Origin of the sequence: Tropicibacter sp. S64 (assembly GCF_049803835.1) — a bacterium.
In the GTDB taxonomy this organism is placed as follows: domain Bacteria; phylum Pseudomonadota; class Alphaproteobacteria; order Rhodobacterales; family Rhodobacteraceae; genus Pacificoceanicola.
Window position 1 is genome coordinate 132,756 of record NZ_JBNAGK010000008.1, and the last position, 18,077, is coordinate 150,832.

The following is an 18,077-nucleotide window of genomic DNA, read 5'->3' on the forward strand; positions in this document are numbered from 1 at the left end:
CGCCCCGTTTCTTCTTGGCTCAAATACCCTGGTCCACCGGCGCACCACGCGCCGCTGCTTTTTCTTGGCCCAAAAACTCAACCCAAGACCCGAAACGATCACACCGCCAGACCCTCTGGACCTCCCTTCCCGCCCCGCCTAACCTCCGCGCAAAATTCACGGGAGAGAACGACATGGCCACAGGCAAGAACATCCGCACCTACTACAACGGCCAGTGGCACGACGGCGACGCGCATATCATCCGCGCGGCGGATCACGGCGCGTGGCTCGGCTCCGGCGTCTTCGACGGTGCGCGGTATGTGCGCGGCGTCTGCCCCGACCTTGACGCCCATTGTGCGCGGGTGAACCGCTCCGCCGAAGCCCTGATGCTCAAGCCCACCGTCTCGACCGAAGACATGGTGCAGATCGTTTGGGAGGGCCTGAAAGCCTACCCGAAGGACGCCGCCGTCTACATCCGCCCGATGTACTGGGGCATCAACGGCGACATCACCGCCATCGTGCCGCAACAGGACGAAACCGGCTTTGCCATCTGTCTCGAAGAGATCCCCTTCGCCGACGACACCGCCACGGTGAAACTCGGCATGACCCGCTTCCGCCGTCCGGTGATGGAGAGCGCCGTGGTCAACGCCAAGGCGGGCTGCCTCTACCCGAACAACGCCCGGATGCTGACGGAAGTCCGCTCGCGCGGTTTCGGCAACGCTCTGGTGGCGGACGCCATGGGCAACGTCGCCGAGAGCGCCACGGCGAACGTCTTCATGGTGAAGGACGGCGCGGTCTTTACCCCTATCGCCAACGGCACCTTCCTCGCCGGGATCACCCGGGCGCGTCACCTGTCCAACATGAAGGCGGACGGCATGGAGGTGCACGAGACCGTGCTGACCTTCGACGACTTCCGCGCCGCCGACGAGGTCTTCCTCTCGGGCAACATGAGCAAGGTCACTGCCGTCACCGGCTTCGAGGACACCGAGTATCAGGCCGGCCCCGTGACACGCCGCGTGCGCGAGATGTATTGGGACTGGGCACAGAGCGCGACCTGACGGGACGGCGGGCGGGGCGCTCTTGCCGTCAGGCAAACAGCGGCGTCCGGCGGCCCGCGCATGGGTGCTGGACAGACAGCGGCGGCTCTGCCACGGTTCCCCCGCAGGAGACCCAAGATGCGCAAGTTCCTCGTCGTGCTCGACGACAGCCGAGAATGCCTGAACGCAATGCAGTTCGCCGCCATGCGTGCCGCACACACCGGCGCGGGTGTGGAGATTCTCTCGGTGATTCCGCCGGACGAGTTCAACCACTGGATCGGCGTCGGCGACATCATGCGCGAGGAGGCCCGCGAGCGCATCGAGGCGCATTTCGAAGTCTTCGCCAAATGGATGCGCGACAAGCAGGGCGTCGATCCCGAACTGGTCATTCGCGAGGGCGATCCGCTGACGGAAATTCTGGAACAGGTTCGGGATGACCCGGAAATCGGCGTGCTGGTGCTCGGCGCGGCGGCAGACAAGAAGGGCCCCGGCCCCCTCGTCACGCAACTGACCAAGAACGCCGGGTCCCTGCCGATCCCGATCACCATCGTGCCCGGTGACATGAGCCGCGAACGGCTGAAGGCCGTCACCTGACCTGACCGCCTCTTCCTCGCCGTGCAGGCTTTTTCGCCCGGGACCGCCATTTTCCGCTACGGCACAGGTGACCTCTGTTACTGTCCCCGGCATCGCCTCGCCCGGCTTTGACAATGAACAGCCGCCAGTCGTACCCTTGATGACGTCTGGTTCCGCTTGTGGAGGCGCTTTCATGCCCGTTCGATTTCTTCGCCCGCTTCTGATTTGCGCCTGCGCCTGCAGCGCAACGGCACCCTGCGCCGCCACCTATACCGAGGCCACAACCCCCTCCGGCAACGTCGCAGCCTATACCCTCAGGCTCGGCACCGCGCAAATTGCGGCGCCGCAGTACGTCCTCGATTTCGAGACGGGATACGCTGGCGGGCAGGAGATTGACGGCACCATCGGCTACGGCGGTCTGCATATTGCGGGCATCGGTGTCGGCGGCGGCCCGGCGAAAATCGAAACCGGCGCGGGCACGATCGGCGGGTCCGATCCGATTGGCAGCTATGCCCTCGAACTGGCAGATGACGGTCCTTTCAGCGGTCTCACCGTCCTGTCCCTGACCTTCGAAAGCGCCCTGGCATACCTCTCCTTTTATATGATCGACAGCCCGGTCCGTCTCATCGACTACGGATCGGGATCCCAGACCATGGACGGAACGGGCGGGTCGGGGAATGTCGCTGAGTTCCGGGGCTTTGTGTTCAGCCCGTCCGAATCCGTGACCAAGGTCAGTTTTCCTTTCGACGACTTCGGGGCGGACGGTTGGGGCATTGACTCGATAGCCTGGGGCTACGTCACCGCCGCCGTGCCACTGCCCGCGACACTCCCGATGCTCGTAGCGGCGCTGTTCCCGGGTCTTGCCCTCGCCCGGCGGCGACGAACTTAGAATCGTTCCAAACCTTGACGCTTAGCGCCGCGAGGCGCATATAGGGGGCAAGCCACGAAAGGTGCGAGACAGATGTTCATTCAGACCGAATCCACGCCCAACCCGGCAACCTTGAAGTTCCTTCCGGGCCAGGCCGTGCTCGAAATGGGCACCGCCGATTTCCCCAGTGCCGAGAGTGCCGGGGCCTCCCCCCTCGCGCAGCGACTCTTTGCCGTCGACGGCGTCACCGGCGTCTTCTTCGGCACGGATTTCGTCACCGTGACCAAGGCCGAAACCATCGACTGGGATCACCTGAAACCGGCGATCCTCGGCGCGATCATGGAGCACTTCCAGTCCGGTCAGCCGGTGATGAGCGATGGCGCCGCGCAGGCGGGCGGCCATGCCTCCCACGACGGCGAGGATGGCGAAATCGTCACGCAGATCAAGGAACTGCTCGACAGCCGCGTGCGCCCGGCGGTGGCACAGGATGGCGGCGACATCACCTTCCACGGCTTTGACCGGGGCGTCGTCTACCTGCACATGCAGGGCGCCTGCGCCGGTTGCCCCTCCTCCACGCTGACGCTCAAGATGGGCATCGAGAACCTGCTGCGCCATTACATCCCGGAAGTGACCGAGGTACGCCCGGTTGCGGTCTGAGCGACTGCACGAAACCATGCCGTCTGAAAAGACCGTTCTGGCATTCGATACATCGGCGGCGCATTGCGCCGCCGCTTTGCTGTGCGGCTCCGAGGTCCTCGCCACGCGCCACGAAGAGATGGCCAGGGGTCAGGCCGAAAGGCTGATGCCGCTGCTAGAAGAGACCCTCGCGGACGCGGGCAAATCCTGGTCCGACCTCGATACCCTCGGCGTCGGCATCGGCCCCGGCAACTTCACCGGCATTCGTATTTCCGTCAGCGCGGCCCGGGGCCTTGCGCTGGGACTGGGCATCCCGGCGGTCGGTGTCTCGCTGTTCCGGACGACCATGCACCTGTCGAATTGGGCCCAGACCGCCGTGCCTGCGCCGCGTGGGCAGGTCTACCTGATGGACCATGACAGGATGCGCGAACCCGCCCTGTCCGCGGGCATGCCGAACATGCCCTTCGCCCTGTCCACCGAACACGCGCCTTCAGACCACGTCGTCATGATCGCCCGCCTCGCCGCGCAGGCACCGGCCGATGCGCCCCGCCCCGCGCCGCTCTACATCCGCCCCGCCGATGCCGCCCCGTCGCGCGACCTGCCGCCGGTGATCCTTGACTCCTGAGGAGGTGGCGGACATCTCCGCCCGCGCCTACCGGCATCTCGACCCCTGGAGCGCCGCGCAGATCACCGCCACGCTCGAACAACCCAATGCCCTGCTGAGCCACACGGACCACGCCTTCGTCCTCGGGCAGGTCATCGCCGGGGAGGCGGAAATCCTCGCCCTTGCCGCCGACCCGGACCACCAGCGCAGCGGCGAAGCCTCCCGGGCCTTTGCCCAATTCCTGTGCGACATCGCCAGGCGCGACGCCGCCTGTGTCTTCCTGGAAGTCTCCGTCGAAAACACGCCCGCCCTCGCCTTTTACCGCGCAAAAGGCTTCGTGCAGGTCGGTGTGAGGCGCGGATACTACCACCGCTCCCCCGGAAAAGCTGTCGACGCATTGGTCATGCGGCTGGATTTGCCCTGACGTCAGCAGGACTTGGCCCCGGCAAGCCGCGACAATTCTTCAAGAATCGGTTGACCATTTCCCGGGCACGCGCCCTAATCACGGGCATTCCACAAGGCGTCCCCGCCAAGAGGGCCGCCCGCTTAACCGACTGGGAGCACCTTCATGACCTTTTTCGCAAAGACCCTCGGCACCGCTTGCGCCCTCGCGCTCAGCGCGGGCGCTGCCCTCGCCGATCCGGCGCTGATCTATGACCTCGGCGGCAAGTTCGACAAATCCTTCAACGAAGCGGCCTACAATGGCGCCGAAGCCTTCGCGGCAGCCACCGGCGGCAGCTACAAGGACATCGAGCTGCAGTCCGAAGCCCAGCGCGAGCAGGCCCTGCGCCGCTTTGCCGAGGCTGGCTTCAACCCGGTCGTGACCACCGGCTTCTCCATGTCCTCGCCGATCGCCTCCGTCGCCGCCGATTACCCGGACACCAAGTTCGTGACCATCGACGGCTTCGTCGATCCGGGCGAGCACCCGAACGTCCTGTCGATCCTGTTCTCCGAGCATGAAGGCTCCTACCTCGTCGGCATGGCCGCCGCGATGGCCTCCAAGTCCGGCACCGTCGGCTTCGTCGGTGGCATGGACATCCCGCTGATCCGCAAGTTCGCCTGCGGCTATGCCCAGGGCGCGAAGGCCGTGAACCCCGATGCCACCGTCATCGCCAACATGACCGGCACCACCCCGGCGGCCTGGAACGACCCGGTGAAGGGCTCCGAACTGGCCAAGGCGCAGATCTCGCAGGGCGCGGACGTGATCTTTGCCGCTGCGGGCGGCACCGGCCTCGGCGTGCTCCAGACCGCGGCGGACGAGGGCATCCTCTCCGTCGGCGTCGACAGCAACCAGAACTACCTGCACCCGGGCAAGGTCCTGACCTCCATGCTCAAGCGCGTGGATGTGGCCGTGGAGAAGGCGATGACCGCCGGTGCGGACCTCGAAACCGGCGTCCAGGTCCTCGGCCTGGCCGAGGAAGGCGTCGGCTACGCGCTCGACGACAACAACGCGACGCTGATCTCGGACGAGATGAAGGCTGCCATCGACGCGGCGCGCGAGAAGATCATCGCAGGCGAAGTCTCCGTGCACGACTACTCGTCGGACGACACCTGCCCGGCGCTGACCTTCTGATCTGACGACCCAGCGGGCCGGGGTGTCGCCATCCCGGCCCGTATTCTATCCGCCAGAGGCCCTTGCCACCGTCGCAGGGCACCAACACAAGGCGCGACATGACCCAAGCCCCCGCCATCGAACTCAAAGGCATCTCCAAGGCCTTCGGCCCGGTTCAGGCCAACAAGGACATCTCGATCCGCGTCGAACGTGGCACCATCCACGGCATCATCGGCGAGAACGGCGCGGGCAAGTCCACGCTGATGTCGATCCTCTACGGCTTCTACAAGGCCGACAGTGGCGACATCTTCATCGGTGGCAAGAAGACCGAGATCCCCGACAGCCAGGCTGCCATTTCCGCCGGCATCGGCATGGTCTTCCAGCACTTCAAGCTGGTGCAGAACTTCACCGTCCTTGAAAACGTCATCCTCGGGGCGGAGGACGGCCCGATGCTGCGGCCGAGCCTCGCGCGGGCACGCGGCGTTCTGAAATCGCTCGCGGAGGAGTATGAGCTCAACGTCGATCCCGACGCGCTCATCGAAGACCTCTCCGTCGGCCACCAGCAGCGGGTCGAGATCCTCAAGGCGCTCTATCGCGAAGCGGACATCCTCATCCTCGACGAGCCCACCGGGGTGCTGACACCGGCGGAAGCCGACCACCTCTTCCGTATCCTCGAAGGGCTGCGCAAGGAAGGCAAGACGATCATCCTCATCACGCACAAGCTGCGTGAAATCATGGAAATCACGGACACCGTCTCCGTCATGCGGCGCGGCGAGATGACCGCGACGGTCAAGACAGCGGAAACCTCGCCGGAGGAACTGGCGGAGCTGATGGTCGGCCGCAAGGTCCTCTTGCGGGTCGACAAGAAACCGGCCCACCCGGGTGGCAACGTCCTCGAAATCGAGAACCTGCGCCATGTGGACAGCGCCGGGGTCGAACGGCTCAAGGGGATTTCGCTCACCGTCCGCGCCGGCGAGATCGTCGGCATCGCGGGCGTCTCCGGCAATGGCCAGTCCGAACTGCTCGAAGTCCTCGGCGGCTATGCCGACGCCACCGGCACGATCCGCATGAATGGCCAGGAGATCGACCTCACCGGCAAGCATTCCGATGGCCAGAGCCGCCGCGCCCGGGGCATCGCCCACGTTCCCGAAGACCGCCACCATGAAGGGCTGATCCTGCCCTATACCGCCTGGGAGAACACCGTCTTCGGCTACCACCGCGACCCGGAGATCCAGACCGGCATCCTTATGGACAATGCCGCGATCAAGGCGGAAGCGGCGAAGAAGATGGAGCGCTTCGACGTGCGCCCGCCGAACCCGAACCTCGCCGCTGCGAACTTCTCCGGCGGCAACCAGCAGAAAATCGTCCTCGCCCGCGAGATCGAGCGCAACCCGGACCTGCTGCTGATCGGCCAACCCACGCGAGGCGTCGACATCGGTGCGATCGAATTCATCCATCAGCAGATCGTCCGCCTGCGCGACGAGGGCAAGGCGATCCTGCTGGTCTCGGTCGAACTGGACGAGATCATGTCGCTCTCGGACCGCATCGCGGTGATGTTCGACGGCCGGATCATGGGCGAGCGCCTGCCCGCCGAGACCGACCAGACCGAGCTTGGCCTTCTGATGGCGGGCGTCACCGACACCAAGGGGAAGCGCCCCATCGAGGCTGTGGACGACCAGTTGAAGGCGCAGGCAGACCAGAAGGCAGACGCGCATGACTAGGACGTCCCGCTCCGTGCCCTGTTTCCAATTGCTCCAAATATCCCCGCCGGAGGCATCCGACATCCACCGCGCGAACCAGACCACCGAAGGACGCACCCCATGACCAGAATGCCCGCCTGGGCCGACGCGGTTCTCGTGCCCCTGTTCTCCATCATCCTCGCCGCGTTGATCTCCGCGCTGGTGATCCTCGCCATCGGCGAGGACCCGGTCGCCGCCTTCACCCTGATGGTGGACGGCGCGCTGATGCGGTCGTCCGGCTGGGGCTACACGCTCTATTACACCACCAACTTCATCTTCACCGGCCTCGCCGTTGCCATCGCCTTCCATGCCCGGCTGTTCAACATCGGCGGCGAGGGGCAGGCCATGCTCGGCGGGCTCGGCGTGGCGCTGGCCTGCCTGTTTATCCCCTGGCCGCACTGGACGCTGGCGCTGGTCGGGGCGACCGTCGCCGCCGCGCTCTTCGGTGCGGCCTGGGCCCTCATCCCGGCCTACCTGCAAGCGAAGCGCGGCAGCCACATCGTGATCACCACGATCATGTTCAACTTCATCGCCGCCGCCGTTTTGAACTACGTCCTCGTCAACCTGCTGCGCCCCACCGGCGCCATGGACCCGGCGACAGCAAACTTCCCCGCGCCGACGCATCTGCCCACGTTCCAGGACATGTTCGCCACCGCCGGCAATCCGTTGTTCCGCGGCTCCCCGGCCAACGTGACCTTCTTCCTCGCCGTCGCCGCCTGCATCGGCTTCTGGTTCCTGATCTGGCGCACCCGGCTCGGCTACGAGATCCGCGCCTTCGGCCATTCCGAAACCGCCGCGAAATACGCCGGCATCTCGCCCGTTCGCATCATCGTCGTTGCCATGCTGATCTCCGGCGGCCTCGCCGGGCTGATGGCGCTGAACACCACCATGGGCGAAGCCGAACGTCTCGTCCTGAACGCCACCGAAGGCGCGGGGTTCATCGGCATCGCCGTGGCCCTCATGGGCCGCTCGCATCCGCTTGGCATCTTCCTCGCGGCGCTGCTTTTCGGCTTCCTCTACCAGGGCGGCGCGGAACTGGCGCTCTGGACCTCGATCCCGCGCGAGTTGATCACCGTGATCCAGGCGCTGGTGATCCTCTTCACCGGGGCGCTCGACAACATGGTGCGGATGCCGCTGGAAAAGCTGTTCCTGCTGTTCGGCAAGGAGGCCCGGTGATGCTCGACCACCTCCCCGGCTTCGCGGCCGCCTATTCCATCCTGCTGGTTGCCGTCCTCTCCCCCGGGCCTGCGGTGGCCATGCTGCTCGGCGTGGCGCTCTCCCGGGGCAGGGCCTCCGCAGTAATCGCCTCCGTCGGGGTCGCCTGCGGCGCCGCGACGCTGGCCGCGCTGACCCTCGCCGGGGTCGGCGCATTGATGCAGCAAGCCGCCTGGGCGGTGACGATCCTGCGCCTGATTGGCGCGGCCTACCTGCTGTGGCTCGCCTTCGGCGCGTTCCGCAAAGCCGCCCATCCGCCGCGCGTGATCCCGGCGCAGATGCCCCCCTTGAGCCGCGCCCGGGCCTTTCTCACCGGATACCTGATGCAGATCACCAACCCCAAGGCCATCGTCTTCTGGATCGCCATTGCCTCTGTCGGGGCCACCCACGGCGCCCCCGCGCCTGTCGTTGCGGCGTTCCTGTTCGGCGCCTTCCTGATCTCGCTCGCCGGGCATGGTGCCTACGCGCTCGCGCTCTCCGCCGCGCCGGTTCGCGCAGTCTACACCCGGGCGCGCCGCGGCATCGAAGCCACCCTCGGCCTGTTCTTCACCTTTTTTGCTTTCCGGCTCGCCACGGCAAGGAACTGACATATGGATCTCGACACCCTCATCCAGGTTGGCGGCAGCACCATCCGCCTTTCCACGCCGCTCCTGCTGGCCTGCCTCGCCGGGCTGTTCTCGGAACGCTCCGGCGTGATCGACATCGGCCTCGAAGGCAAGATGCTGATCGCCGCCTTCTTCTCCGCCGCCTTCGCCTTCACCTCCGGCTCGGTCTGGATCGGCATGCTGGCGGGCATCGCCGCCTCCATGGCGCTCTCGGCCATTCATGGCCTCGCCTCCATCACCTTCCGGGGCAACCAGTTGATCTCCGGCGTGGCGCTGAACTTCCTCGCCTCAGGCATCACCGTGCTGATCGCGCAAGTCTGGTTCGGACAGGGCGGCCGGACACCTGCCCTCCTCGAAGGCGGACGCTTCGCGCCGATCCACCTGCCCTTCGCCGAGGCGCTCCGGGGCGTGCCGGTGCTCGGCCCGATCTATGCCGACATGCTCTCGGGCCATTCGATCCTCGTCTATGTCTCGCTGCTGGCAGTGCCGCTGACATGGTGGGTGCTCTACCGCACGCGCTACGGCCTGCGCCTCCGCGCCGTCGGCGAAGCCCCCGAGGCGGTAGACACCGCCGGCGTCTCCGTCACCGGACTGCGCTACTCGTCACTGGTCATCACCGGCGTGCTCTGCGGGCTCGCGGGCGCCTACCTCGCCACCGGCCTGCAAGCCGGCTTCGTGCGCGAGATGACCGCGGGCCGGGGGTATATCGCGCTCGCCGCGCTGATCTTCGCCAAGTGGCGGCCCTGGTACGCGCTTGGCGCCTGCCTGCTGTTCGGCTTCCTGCAGGCGGTAGCCCTGCGTTATCAGAATATTGACCTCGGTGCGTTTACAGTGCCGGTGCAGGTCATGGACGCCCTGCCCTACATCCTGACCGTGGTGATCCTCGCCGGATTCGTCGGCAAGGCGATCCCGCCCCGCGCGGGCGGCGAGCCCTACGTCAAGGAACGCTGACCCAGACCGGGCAAACGCCCGCGAACACACACGAAACCTTGTGCCGACCCGTTGCCTTTGACGGTGCGGCAGCGCAGACTGACGACATGCAGATCTACCTCCCCATCGCCGAGGTTTCGGTCAACATCCTGCTGATCCTCGGGCTTGGGGGCCTTGTCGGGGTGCTGTCCGGCATGTTCGGCGTCGGCGGGGGCTTCCTGCTGACGCCGCTGCTGTTCTTCATCGGCATCCCGCCCGCCGTGGCCGTCGCCACCGGTGCGAACCAGATCGTCGCCTCCTCCTTCTCCGCCGTCCTCGCGCATTTCAAACGCCGGACGGTCGATCTGAAGATGGGCTCCGTCCTGCTCATCGGTGGCCTCGTCGGGGCGAGTTTCGGCATCTGGCTGTTCAATTATCTCAAGAAACTCGGACAGGTGGACCTGCTCGTCTCGCTGTTCTATGTCGTCTTCCTCGGCGTCATCGGCGGGCTGATGATGATCGAGAGCGTCCGCGCCCTGCGCCGTTCGAAATCCGGCGTCCGCCCGCAGCGCAAGAAGCACAACTGGATCCACGGCCTGCCGCTGAAGGTCCGTTTCCGCACCTCCGGCCTCTATATCTCCGTCATCCCGCCACTGCTCGTCGGCATGCTGGTCGGCGTTTTGGCGGCGATCATGGGTGTCGGCGGCGGCTTCATCATGGTGCCCGCGATGATCTATCTGCTTGGCATGCCGACCAAGGTGGTCGTCGGCACGTCCCTGTTCCAGATCATTTTCGTCGCCGCGTTTACCACCATGCTGCACGCGGCCACCAACTACACCGTCGACATCGTCCTTGCGGTGCTGCTGCTGCTCGGCGGGGTGATCGGCGCGCAGTTCGGCACCGGAATCGGCGCGAAGCTCAAGGCCGAGCAACTGCGCATCCTGCTCGCCGGGCTGGTGCTGCTGGTCTGCGCCAAGCTGGGTCTCGAACTGCTGCTGAAACCCTCCGAGGTGTTCAGCATTGCCGGGATGTAGGCCGATGCGCGTCCTGCTCGCCTTCGCCCTCCTGCTGATTGCCCTGCCGCTCCGGGCCGAGGAGGTGGTGCTCGGCCTGAGCCAGGACGAGGTCTCCATCTCCACCGATTTCGATGGCTCCGACATCCTGATCTTCGGCGCGATCAAGCGCGAGGAACCGATCCCGGAAGGCGCGCCGCTTGAGGTCATCATCACCCTCGCGGGACCGCTGCAGCCGCTGACTGTGCGCCGCAAGGAGCGGCGCTTCGGCATCTGGGTCAACACCGAGTCCGTGGACGTCGACGCCGCGCCGTCCTTCTATGCCATTGCCACCTCCGGCCCATGGGACGAGGTGATCTCGGATGTCGAGGACCTACGCCACAAGATCTCGATCCCGCGGGCCATCCGCTCCGTCGGTGCCCCGATGCAGGTGCAGGATCCGCAAGCCTTCTCGGCGGCGGTGATCCGCATTCGCGAGGACAAGGGCACCTACCAGCTTCTCGAAAGCCAGGTGCAGATCCGCGAATCCACCCTTTTCGACACCGCCATCGCCATGCCCGCGAACCTGGTCGAAGGCAGCTATCCCATGCGCATCTTCCTGACCCGCGGCGGGCGCGTCGTGTCCTCCTTCGACACGGTGATCGCGGTGCGCAAGGTCGGGCTGGAACGCTGGCTCTACGAACTGGCCCGCAGGCAGCCGCTGGCCTACGGGCTGATGTCCCTCGCCATCGCCATCGCGGCTGGCTGGGGCGCGTCCACCGCCTTCCGCCTGCTGAGGTCCGGATGAGCCGGCCGCCGCCGGGAACCCGTGGCGCTTACCGCGCCTTCCTGCCGCTGCAGACCCGCTGGGCGGACAACGACGAGCTGGGCCACATGAATAATGCCGCCTATCTCGCGCTGGTCGATACCGCGGTGAGCTACTGGAAAATCGGCCAAGGGATCACCCTCCGCGGCCCGGGTGCGTATCGGTTCGTGGTGGTGGAGACGGGAATGCGCTACCACGCCGAACTGGGTTTTCCGGACCCGGTGACCGCGGGGCTCAGGATCGGGCACCTGGGCCGCTCCTCCCTGCGCTTCGAGGTCGGCCTGTTCGCCGGGGATCGGGAGAGCGCCAATGCGGAGGGTCTCTTTGCCATGGTGCTGACCGATGCGGACGGCAAACCGCTGGCGCTGCCCGGCGACCTGCGCCGGGTGTTCGAGCGCATTGTCACCTGAGGGACGGATGCGGGGCGCAGCCCCGCCCTACGCAGGGACCGCCCGTCATCGGCCTTTCGGGACAGCCTGTAGGGCGGGGCTCTGCCCCGCACCCCCTCAAAAGAAGCTCTGCGGGTCGATGTCGATCGCCAGACGCAGGTCGCCCCGCAGCGTCACCCCGGCAACCCACTCCCGCAGGGCCGCCTGAAGGGCCACGCCCTTCTCCGCCTTCACCAGCAGCCGCACCCGGTGGCGTCCCCGCACACGGGCAATCGGCGCGGGCGCAGGCCCATAGACAACCGCCCCGACCCGACGGAGCGGCGCGTCGTTCCGGGCCAGGTGGGTTCCGAGGTCAAAAACCTGCTGCGCCTCACCCCCAGACAGGATGATCCCGGCCAGCCGGCCATAGGGCGGCATCCCCGCCGCCCGGCGCTCCTCCGCCTCCGCTTTCCAGAACGCCTCCTCGTCGCCGCCAAGGATGGCGCGAATGACGGGGTGTTCGGGCTGGTAGGTCTGCAGCATCGCGACGCCAGGCTTGTCTGCCCGTCCGGCCCGTCCCGCCACCTGCCGCATCAGCTGGAACGTGCGTTCGGCTGCCCTGAGATCCGAGCCTTGCAGCCCCAGATCCGCGTCGATCACCCCCACAAGTGTCAACAGCGGAAAGTTGTGCCCCTTCGCCACCAGCTGCGTGCCGATGATGATGTCCGCGCCGCCCTCCGCGATCTGAACGATCTGCTCCTTCAGCTCCCGCGCCGTGCCGTAGAGGTCCGAGGACAGCACCGCGATGCGGGCATCCGGAAACAGCGTCGTCGCCTCCTCCGCCAGCCGCTCCACCCCCGGTCCGACCGGGGCCAGCCTGTCTTCGGCGTCGCAGGACGGGCAGCGGTCCGGGATGGGGGTCGACTCGCCGCATTGGTGGCAGACCAGCCGCCGCAGGAAGCGGTGTTCGACCATCCGCGCGTCACAATGCGGGCAGCCGATCTGCTGACCGCAGGCCCGGCAGAGCGTCACCGGGGCATAGCCGCGCCGGTTGAGGAACAGCAGCGCCTGCTCCCCGGCCTCCATCCGCTGCCGCACGGCGGTTTCCATCCGGGCGGAGATCCAGCGGTTGGACGGCAGCTTTTCCGGACGCATGTCCAGTGCCTTCATTTCCGGCAGAACCGCCTCGCCAAACCGCGAAGTCAGCACCAGCCGGTCGTACTTGCCCGCATCCGCATTGGCCCAGGTTTCCAGACAGGGCGTGGCCGAGGCCAGCACCACCTGCGCCCCGAGGATCGACGCGCGCAGCACCGCCATGTCCCGGGCGTTGTACATCACGCCCTCGTCCTGTTTGTAGGAGGTATCGTGCTCCTCGTCGACGACGATCAGGCCGAGGTTCTGGTAGGGCAGGAAGAGCGCCGAGCGGGCACCGACGACCAGCTGCGCATGGCCCTCCGCCACCATCCGCCAGGTCCGACGCCGCTCGGTCATGGTCACGCCGGAGTGCCACTCCGCGGGCCTTGCGCCGAAACGGGCCTCGACCCGGGCGAGAAATTCGGCGGAGAGGGCAATCTCCGGCAGGAGCACCAGCGCCTGCCTGCCCTGCCGCAGCGCCTCGGCCACCGCTTCCAGGTAGACTTCCGTCTTGCCCGAGCCGGTGACTCCCTTGAGCAGGGTCGTGCGGTACTCGTGCGACACCTGCGCCGCCCGGAGCTGTGCCGCGGCCGCCTCCTGATCCTCCGTCAGAGGCTTGGAGCCGTAGTCCGGGTGCAGCCTCGGAAAGGGCGTGTCGCGCGGGCTTTCCTCTTCGAGGATTGCTCCCGAGGGCAACAGGCCCTTGACCACCTGCGTCGTCACGCCCGCCGAGTCCGCCAGTTCCTTCAGGGTCAGGGCCAGCCCGCCCATCTCCTCCGCCGCCTCGATCACCCGCTGCCGGGCGTCGGTCATCCGGGAGGGCGTGCCATCGCCGCGCCGGTAGACCTTGCGCATCGACGGCGCATCGCACAGCCCCGGCGCGCGCGTCGCCAGCCGCAGCATCAGGGAGAGCGGCGTGAGCGTATACGCCCCGCATTTCTCCAGGAAAATCCGCATTTCCTCGCGCATCGGCGGCGTGTCGAGCACGCGGATGATCGACCGCGCCTTGGCGATATCGAAGCCGCCCAGCCCCGGTCCCCAGACCACGCCCAGCACCTTGCGCGGACCCAGCGGCACCTCGACGAAGGCCCCCAGGAAGCAGCCACCCTCCGGCGCCTTGTAGTCGAGCGGACGGTCCAGCGGCTGCGCGGTCAGCACGGCAACCAACGTGCCGGTCTCGTAGAATCCGATGTCCGATTCATGCGGAAGGAGGGTTTTGCGGGCCATGGAAAAGGGGTAAAGCCCGAGGCAGCAAAGGCCAAGCCATCAAAGGGAGCTGCCCCCATGAAATTCTTTGTCGATACCGCCGACGTCGACGCCATCCGTGAGCTGAACGATCTCGGGATGGTCGACGGCGTGACCACCAACCCCTCGCTGATCAAGAAGTCCGGCCGGGACATCCTCGAAGTGACGAAGGAAATCTGCGACATGGTCTCCGGGCCGGTCTCCGCCGAAGTCACCGCCGTCGATGCGGAAACGATGATCGCCGAGGGCCGCAAGCTGGCCGAGATCGCGGAGAACATCGCCGTGAAGGTGCCGCTGACCTGGGACGGGCTGAAAGCCTGCAAGGTGCTGACCGGCGAGGGCAAGTTGGTCAACGTCACGCTTTGCTTCTCCGCTAACCAGGCGCTGCTCGCGGCGAAGGCCGGGGCGACCTTCATCTCTCCCTTCATCGGGCGTCTCGACGACATCAACATCGACGGGCTGGAGCTGATCGGCGACATCCGCGAGATCTATGACAACTACGGCTACGAGACCCAGATCCTCGCCGCCTCCATCCGCACCGCGAACCACATGAAGGATTGCGCGCTGATCGGCGCGGATGTGGCCACCGCGCCGCCCGCGGTCATCAAGGCGATGGCGAACCACGTGCTGACCGACAAGGGGCTCGACGCCTTCCTCAAGGACATCAAGGACGCCGGGATCAAGATCGTCTGAGGTGTTTCGCCTCCCCTTCGGGGAGGCGACCCGTCCGCCCGAAGGGCGGACACCGCGCCTGCGGCGCGGGGAAAATTTTCTTGCGGGGCGCTGCCCCGGACCCCGCGGTATTTTCGGACCAAAGAAGTTGAGGCGGTGCGCTTTTCGATGAGCGCTCCGCCCTTTTCATTTTCCGATGTTGGGCTCGCCTTGCAGGCCGAGAAGTTTGCGGAAGCCGGTCCAGTAGCCCGGAAGGCGCGGCGGGGTTTTCAGGCCCCCGAGGGCCTCGTCCGCCCAGGGCTGCATGGCGCGGCTGGCGAAGTCACGGCCCCAGGCGAGGTAATCCTTCGCCAGTTCCGGACGCAGGCGGCAGGCGCTGCCGACGAGGCCAACCAGCGTTTCCGGCGGGGAGTACCATTCGTCCTGGATGCCGGTGACCTTCTTTTGCAGGAGGGGACCGACCATCCGCATCAGGCGCTTTTCCGAGAACAGCAGCAGCATTTGCCCCATCTCGTCCCGCGAGTAGTGGATCAGCGGCGGGAAGGTGTCGAAGAACCGCGCCGTGCCATCCACATAGGCGAAATTGCGGATCGACGGGTGGAACCCGATGCGGCTGTTGGAGCGCCGGGACCAGTGCCAGAAACGGGCGATGACGACGCCCGCCGCCTCCATCATTTCCAGCGTCTCCTCCCGCGTGCCGGTCTGCATCAGCGGGCGCATCAGCCGGTCGGTCGGCAGCGCCTGCTGCACGATCACCGGGATGCGGGCGCCGTCCATGTCGAGCAAGTGGAACTCGGTTTCCGGCAGGCCGACATCGGCCATGTTCAGCGCTTCGACGTAGTGGTCGTGGCAGCGCTTGAGCCGGTCCAGCGCCGAGGCATCCGGCAGGCTCCGGTAGACCTTGATGACCTTGTCTGCCAATGGCCCGTCGGCAGGCTGGAACGGCGCACAGAAGTAGCCGAGCTTCGAGATCGTCTGCCCCCGCGACGCACTGTCGGCGCGGATCAGCTCGGCAAGGGTCGCAAGGTCGGTCATGGTCGGCACTCCTTTGCGCCGTCCTTACCCGTTTGCCAGAACCTGCGCCACCTCTGCCGTCAGGGCCTGTACCTCGGCGTGGGCCGGGCCTTTCGGCATCTCCAGCGCGCCGAGGCCAAGCCCGAGCGACTCGGCATAGACCACGCGATTGGCGAAGCCCGCCTCGGCGATCCGCGCATGCATCTGCGTCGCGGCCTCTGCCACGTCGGCACCAAGGCGCGTTCTGGTACGGGTGCGGTTCATCACAAGCAGCGTCTCCGCGCTTTCGCGTTGGGCAAGGTCGAGAACACCTTCCGTCGCCCAGAGGTCGACATGGCTGACCGAGACCGGCACCAGCACCAATGCCGCCACCCTCAGCGCGGGCCTGAGGTCGCTGTCCGCTTTCGGCGGCGTGTCCACGATGACGAAATCGAAATCCGCCGTCATCTTGCGCACCTCGTAGGAGATGCCCCAGGCCGAGGAGGTGGCGAAGTCCATGCCCTCCAGCCGGTCCGGATGGCTCTCCGCGCGGGTCATGAACCAACGCCCGAGGCTACCCTGCGGGTCGAGGTCGATGAAGGCGACGCGGTGGCCCAAAGCCTGAAGACCCACGCCGAGGTTGACCGCCGTGGTGGTCTTGCCCGAGCCGCCCTTCTGCTGCGCCACTGTGATGACTTGTCCCGCCATGGTCCGTCCCTTCGGAGTGTGTCTCACCACAGTGCACACGCAGTATAGGAGAATCCAGCCCGGAAAACCCGTGGGGCGGGCCAGGCACCTGCCGCAGTGTCGCATTGTCACGAAACGTCCGGGTGCCGGGGCATGACCGGCCTCACTTTGCCGGGCCTTAACCCGGCCTTAACCAACATTCCGGGAAGATGGCGACATTGTCCCGAGGGTCCGATCTTGCGCCGTCTGCTGCTCCCGCTGTTGTTCCTGCTCGCCACCGCTACCGGCGCACTGGCTGGGGCATGGCCACGCGAGCGCGGCACCGGGTTCCTCAGCACCGGGGTGCAACTGGCCTGGCCGCAGAACCTCGAGCACTGGACCTCGCCTAACCCGACGCAGCAATACTACACCTTCTACCTCGAATACGGCATGACGGACCGGCTGACGCTCGGGCTGGACCTGGGCCGATCAGTCTCCGGCGCGGGCAAGACCGTAGCCTTCCTGCAATGGCCCCTCCTCGACCGCGAGTCCGGGCCGAAAGTCGCCGTGGCATTCGGGTTCGGCCAGATCGGTGACCGCACGGTCCTGCGCCCCGGGCTGTCCGTCGGGTGGGGGCTGCAGCGCGGCTGGCTGACCATGGACGCGCTGGCGGAGGTGCAGATCGACACCAGCCTGACCGACTACAAGATCGACTTCACCTGGGGCCGCAATCTCGCCCATGACCGCAAGGTGTTGTTGCAGGTCCAGACCGGCCAGCCCGCCGACGATCCGGCCTTTGTCCGCATCGTGCCGTCTTACGTGTTTCCGCTCGGACGGCGGGGCATCATGGTGGAGACCGGGGCGACCTACGGGGTCACCGGCGATTCCTCCATGGGTGTGAAATTCGGCATCTGGAAGAATTTCTGAAAGCCGCTACTCTCGCCCCATGGCCTCCCCGATCCGCCCCACCGATGACGAGGCGCGCGCCCTGGCGCGGGACCTGATGACCACTGCCCGTTTCGGCGCGCTGGCAGTGCTTGACCCATCGACAGGCGCCCCCTTGGTCAGCCGCATCGCCGTGGTGCCGGGGCCGGATGGCCTGCCGCTGGCGCTGGTGTCCGATCTGGCCAGCCACACGCAGGCGCTCAAGGCCAATCCGCTCTGTTCGCTCATGGTTGGGGAGCCAAAGGCCAAGGGCGATCCGCTGACCCACCCGCGCCTGAGCCTTCAGGGAACCGCGCGGTTCATCCACCACGGCGACCCGGACCATGCCGCCCTTGCAACGCACTACCTGGTGAGACAGCCGAAAGCGAAACTCTACATCGGCTTCGCGGACTTCGCCCTGATGCGCATCGACCCAAACGGGGCCTTCCTGATTGGCGGCTTCGGCAAGGCGTTTCACCTCACCCCGGACGACCTCAAACACTAGGACCGGACCCGCGCAAGGCAGGCCCGGCCCGGACC

Annotated in this window: 20 protein-coding genes; 17 read left to right on the forward strand and 3 right to left on the reverse strand. The window is 66.6% G+C overall.

Annotation, left to right across the window (positions count from 1 at the left end; all coding sequences use genetic code 11):
* The first annotated feature begins 173 nt into the window (after positions 1–173).
* The 14 genes from ACP159_RS14090 to ACP159_RS14155 all read left to right on the forward strand — a co-directional run bounded on the left by ACP159_RS14090 (position 174) and on the right by ACP159_RS14155 (position 11,945).
* Complete coding sequence (locus ACP159_RS14090; protein WP_425100369.1) at positions 174–1,037, forward strand: branched-chain amino acid aminotransferase; 864 nt, start codon at positions 174–176, stop codon at positions 1,035–1,037.
* 117 nt (positions 1,038–1,154) lie between these two features.
* A complete protein-coding gene (locus tag ACP159_RS14095) occupies positions 1,155–1,610 on the forward strand; it encodes a universal stress protein (protein ID WP_425100370.1) in 456 nt (151 codons plus the stop codon).
* A gap of 172 nt (positions 1,611–1,782) precedes the next feature.
* Positions 1,783–2,478, forward strand: a complete 696-nt coding sequence (locus ACP159_RS14100) for a hypothetical protein (RefSeq protein WP_425100371.1) — start codon at positions 1,783–1,785, stop codon at positions 2,476–2,478.
* A 72-nt stretch (positions 2,479–2,550) separates the two neighbouring features.
* Positions 2,551–3,114, forward strand: coding sequence for a NifU family protein (locus tag ACP159_RS14105; protein ID WP_425100372.1), 564 nt, complete (start codon positions 2,551–2,553; stop codon positions 3,112–3,114).
* Positions 3,115–3,130: 16 nt separating this feature from the next.
* Positions 3,131–3,718 (forward strand): tRNA (adenosine(37)-N6)-threonylcarbamoyltransferase complex dimerization subunit type 1 TsaB, encoded by a 588-nt coding sequence (tsaB, locus tag ACP159_RS14110; RefSeq protein ID WP_425100373.1) that lies wholly within the window; start codon positions 3,131–3,133, stop codon positions 3,716–3,718.
* On the forward strand, positions 3,708–4,121 hold the full coding sequence (locus tag ACP159_RS14115) for a GNAT family N-acetyltransferase (RefSeq protein ID WP_425100374.1): 414 nt from the start codon (positions 3,708–3,710) through the stop codon (positions 4,119–4,121). Before tsaB ends, ACP159_RS14115 begins: the two co-directional genes overlap by 11 nt.
* A gap of 144 nt (positions 4,122–4,265) precedes the next feature.
* Positions 4,266–5,270: a BMP family lipoprotein gene (locus ACP159_RS14120; RefSeq protein WP_425100375.1), complete on the forward strand. Its 1,005-nt coding sequence runs from the start codon at positions 4,266–4,268 to the stop codon at positions 5,268–5,270.
* A gap of 98 nt (positions 5,271–5,368) precedes the next feature.
* Positions 5,369–6,970: an ABC transporter ATP-binding protein gene (locus ACP159_RS14125; protein ID WP_425100376.1), complete on the forward strand. Its 1,602-nt coding sequence runs from the start codon at positions 5,369–5,371 to the stop codon at positions 6,968–6,970.
* A gap of 99 nt (positions 6,971–7,069) precedes the next feature.
* Positions 7,070–8,164 (forward strand): ABC transporter permease, encoded by a 1,095-nt coding sequence (locus tag ACP159_RS14130; RefSeq protein ID WP_425100377.1) that lies wholly within the window; start codon positions 7,070–7,072, stop codon positions 8,162–8,164.
* Positions 8,164–8,790: a LysE family translocator gene (locus tag ACP159_RS14135; RefSeq protein ID WP_425100378.1), complete on the forward strand. Its 627-nt coding sequence runs from the start codon at positions 8,164–8,166 to the stop codon at positions 8,788–8,790. The genes ACP159_RS14130 and ACP159_RS14135 overlap by 1 nt, the downstream gene beginning before the upstream one ends.
* 3 nt (positions 8,791–8,793) lie before the next feature.
* A complete protein-coding gene (locus ACP159_RS14140; protein ID WP_425100379.1) occupies positions 8,794–9,759 on the forward strand; it encodes an ABC transporter permease in 966 nt (321 codons plus the stop codon).
* An 86-nt stretch (positions 9,760–9,845) separates the two neighbouring features.
* On the forward strand, positions 9,846–10,751 hold the full coding sequence (locus ACP159_RS14145; RefSeq protein ID WP_425100380.1) for a sulfite exporter TauE/SafE family protein: 906 nt from the start codon (positions 9,846–9,848) through the stop codon (positions 10,749–10,751).
* Positions 10,752–10,755: 4 nt separating this feature from the next.
* On the forward strand, positions 10,756–11,517 hold the full coding sequence (locus tag ACP159_RS14150; RefSeq protein WP_425100381.1) for a TIGR02186 family protein: 762 nt from the start codon (positions 10,756–10,758) through the stop codon (positions 11,515–11,517).
* On the forward strand, positions 11,514–11,945 hold the full coding sequence (locus ACP159_RS14155; RefSeq protein ID WP_425100382.1) for an acyl-CoA thioesterase: 432 nt from the start codon (positions 11,514–11,516) through the stop codon (positions 11,943–11,945). The genes ACP159_RS14150 and ACP159_RS14155 overlap by 4 nt, the downstream gene beginning before the upstream one ends.
* 96 nt (positions 11,946–12,041) lie before the next feature.
* On the opposite strand, the gene ACP159_RS14160 is transcribed toward ACP159_RS14155, so the two are convergent.
* Positions 12,042–14,264, reverse strand: a complete 2,223-nt coding sequence (locus ACP159_RS14160; protein WP_425100383.1) for a primosomal protein N' — start codon at positions 14,262–14,264, stop codon at positions 12,042–12,044.
* 57 nt (positions 14,265–14,321) lie between these two features.
* On the opposite strand from ACP159_RS14160, the gene fsa reads away from it, so the two are divergent.
* A complete protein-coding gene (gene fsa / locus ACP159_RS14165; protein WP_425100384.1) occupies positions 14,322–14,975 on the forward strand; it encodes a fructose-6-phosphate aldolase in 654 nt (217 codons plus the stop codon).
* A 165-nt stretch (positions 14,976–15,140) separates the two neighbouring features.
* Here fsa and ACP159_RS14170 read toward each other — a convergent pair whose 3' ends face one another.
* Positions 15,141–15,989 carry a DUF6206 family protein gene (locus tag ACP159_RS14170; protein ID WP_425100385.1) on the reverse strand — a complete coding sequence of 283 codons (849 nt, stop codon included), beginning with the start codon at positions 15,987–15,989 and terminating at the stop codon, positions 15,141–15,143.
* Between the two features lie 24 nt (positions 15,990–16,013).
* A complete protein-coding gene (parA, locus tag ACP159_RS14175) occupies positions 16,014–16,655 on the reverse strand; it encodes a ParA family partition ATPase (protein ID WP_425100386.1) in 642 nt (213 codons plus the stop codon).
* Between the two features lie 216 nt (positions 16,656–16,871).
* Here parA and ACP159_RS14180 point away from each other — a divergent pair, with 216 nt between their 5' ends.
* Both ACP159_RS14180 and ACP159_RS14185 read left to right on the forward strand, forming a co-directional pair.
* A complete protein-coding gene (locus ACP159_RS14180) occupies positions 16,872–17,540 on the forward strand; it encodes a hypothetical protein (protein ID WP_425100387.1) in 669 nt (222 codons plus the stop codon).
* 19 nt (positions 17,541–17,559) lie between these two features.
* A complete protein-coding gene (locus tag ACP159_RS14185) occupies positions 17,560–18,042 on the forward strand; it encodes a HugZ family protein (protein ID WP_425100388.1) in 483 nt (160 codons plus the stop codon).
* Positions 18,043–18,077 lie beyond the last annotated feature (35 nt).

Excerpts from the sequence above, each read along its gene's own strand:
- ACP159_RS14090 (WP_425100369.1), top strand. The coding sequence starts at position 174 with ATGGCCACAGGCAAGAACATCCGCACCTACTACAACGGCCAGTGGCAC.
- ACP159_RS14095 (WP_425100370.1), top strand. The coding sequence starts at position 1,155 with ATGCGCAAGTTCCTCGTCGTGCTCGACGACAGCCGAGAATGCCTGAAC.
- ACP159_RS14100 (WP_425100371.1), top strand. The coding sequence starts at position 1,783 with ATGCCCGTTCGATTTCTTCGCCCGCTTCTGATTTGCGCCTGCGCCTGC.
- ACP159_RS14105 (WP_425100372.1), top strand. The coding sequence starts at position 2,551 with ATGTTCATTCAGACCGAATCCACGCCCAACCCGGCAACCTTGAAGTTC.
- tsaB (WP_425100373.1), top strand. The coding sequence starts at position 3,131 with ATGCCGTCTGAAAAGACCGTTCTGGCATTCGATACATCGGCGGCGCAT.
- ACP159_RS14120 (WP_425100375.1), top strand. The coding sequence starts at position 4,266 with ATGACCTTTTTCGCAAAGACCCTCGGCACCGCTTGCGCCCTCGCGCTC.
- ACP159_RS14125 (WP_425100376.1), top strand. The coding sequence starts at position 5,369 with ATGACCCAAGCCCCCGCCATCGAACTCAAAGGCATCTCCAAGGCCTTC.
- ACP159_RS14130 (WP_425100377.1), top strand. The coding sequence starts at position 7,070 with ATGACCAGAATGCCCGCCTGGGCCGACGCGGTTCTCGTGCCCCTGTTC.
- ACP159_RS14135 (WP_425100378.1), top strand. The coding sequence starts at position 8,164 with ATGCTCGACCACCTCCCCGGCTTCGCGGCCGCCTATTCCATCCTGCTG.
- ACP159_RS14140 (WP_425100379.1), top strand. The coding sequence starts at position 8,794 with ATGGATCTCGACACCCTCATCCAGGTTGGCGGCAGCACCATCCGCCTT.
- ACP159_RS14145 (WP_425100380.1), top strand. The coding sequence starts at position 9,846 with ATGCAGATCTACCTCCCCATCGCCGAGGTTTCGGTCAACATCCTGCTG.
- ACP159_RS14150 (WP_425100381.1), top strand. The coding sequence starts at position 10,756 with ATGCGCGTCCTGCTCGCCTTCGCCCTCCTGCTGATTGCCCTGCCGCTC.
- ACP159_RS14155 (WP_425100382.1), top strand. The coding sequence starts at position 11,514 with ATGAGCCGGCCGCCGCCGGGAACCCGTGGCGCTTACCGCGCCTTCCTG.
- ACP159_RS14160 (WP_425100383.1), bottom strand. The coding sequence starts at position 14,264 with ATGGCCCGCAAAACCCTCCTTCCGCATGAATCGGACATCGGATTCTAC.
- fsa (WP_425100384.1), top strand. The coding sequence starts at position 14,322 with ATGAAATTCTTTGTCGATACCGCCGACGTCGACGCCATCCGTGAGCTG.
- ACP159_RS14170 (WP_425100385.1), bottom strand. The coding sequence starts at position 15,989 with ATGACCGACCTTGCGACCCTTGCCGAGCTGATCCGCGCCGACAGTGCG.
- parA (WP_425100386.1), bottom strand. The coding sequence starts at position 16,655 with ATGGCGGGACAAGTCATCACAGTGGCGCAGCAGAAGGGCGGCTCGGGC.
- ACP159_RS14185 (WP_425100388.1), top strand. The coding sequence starts at position 17,560 with ATGGCCTCCCCGATCCGCCCCACCGATGACGAGGCGCGCGCCCTGGCG.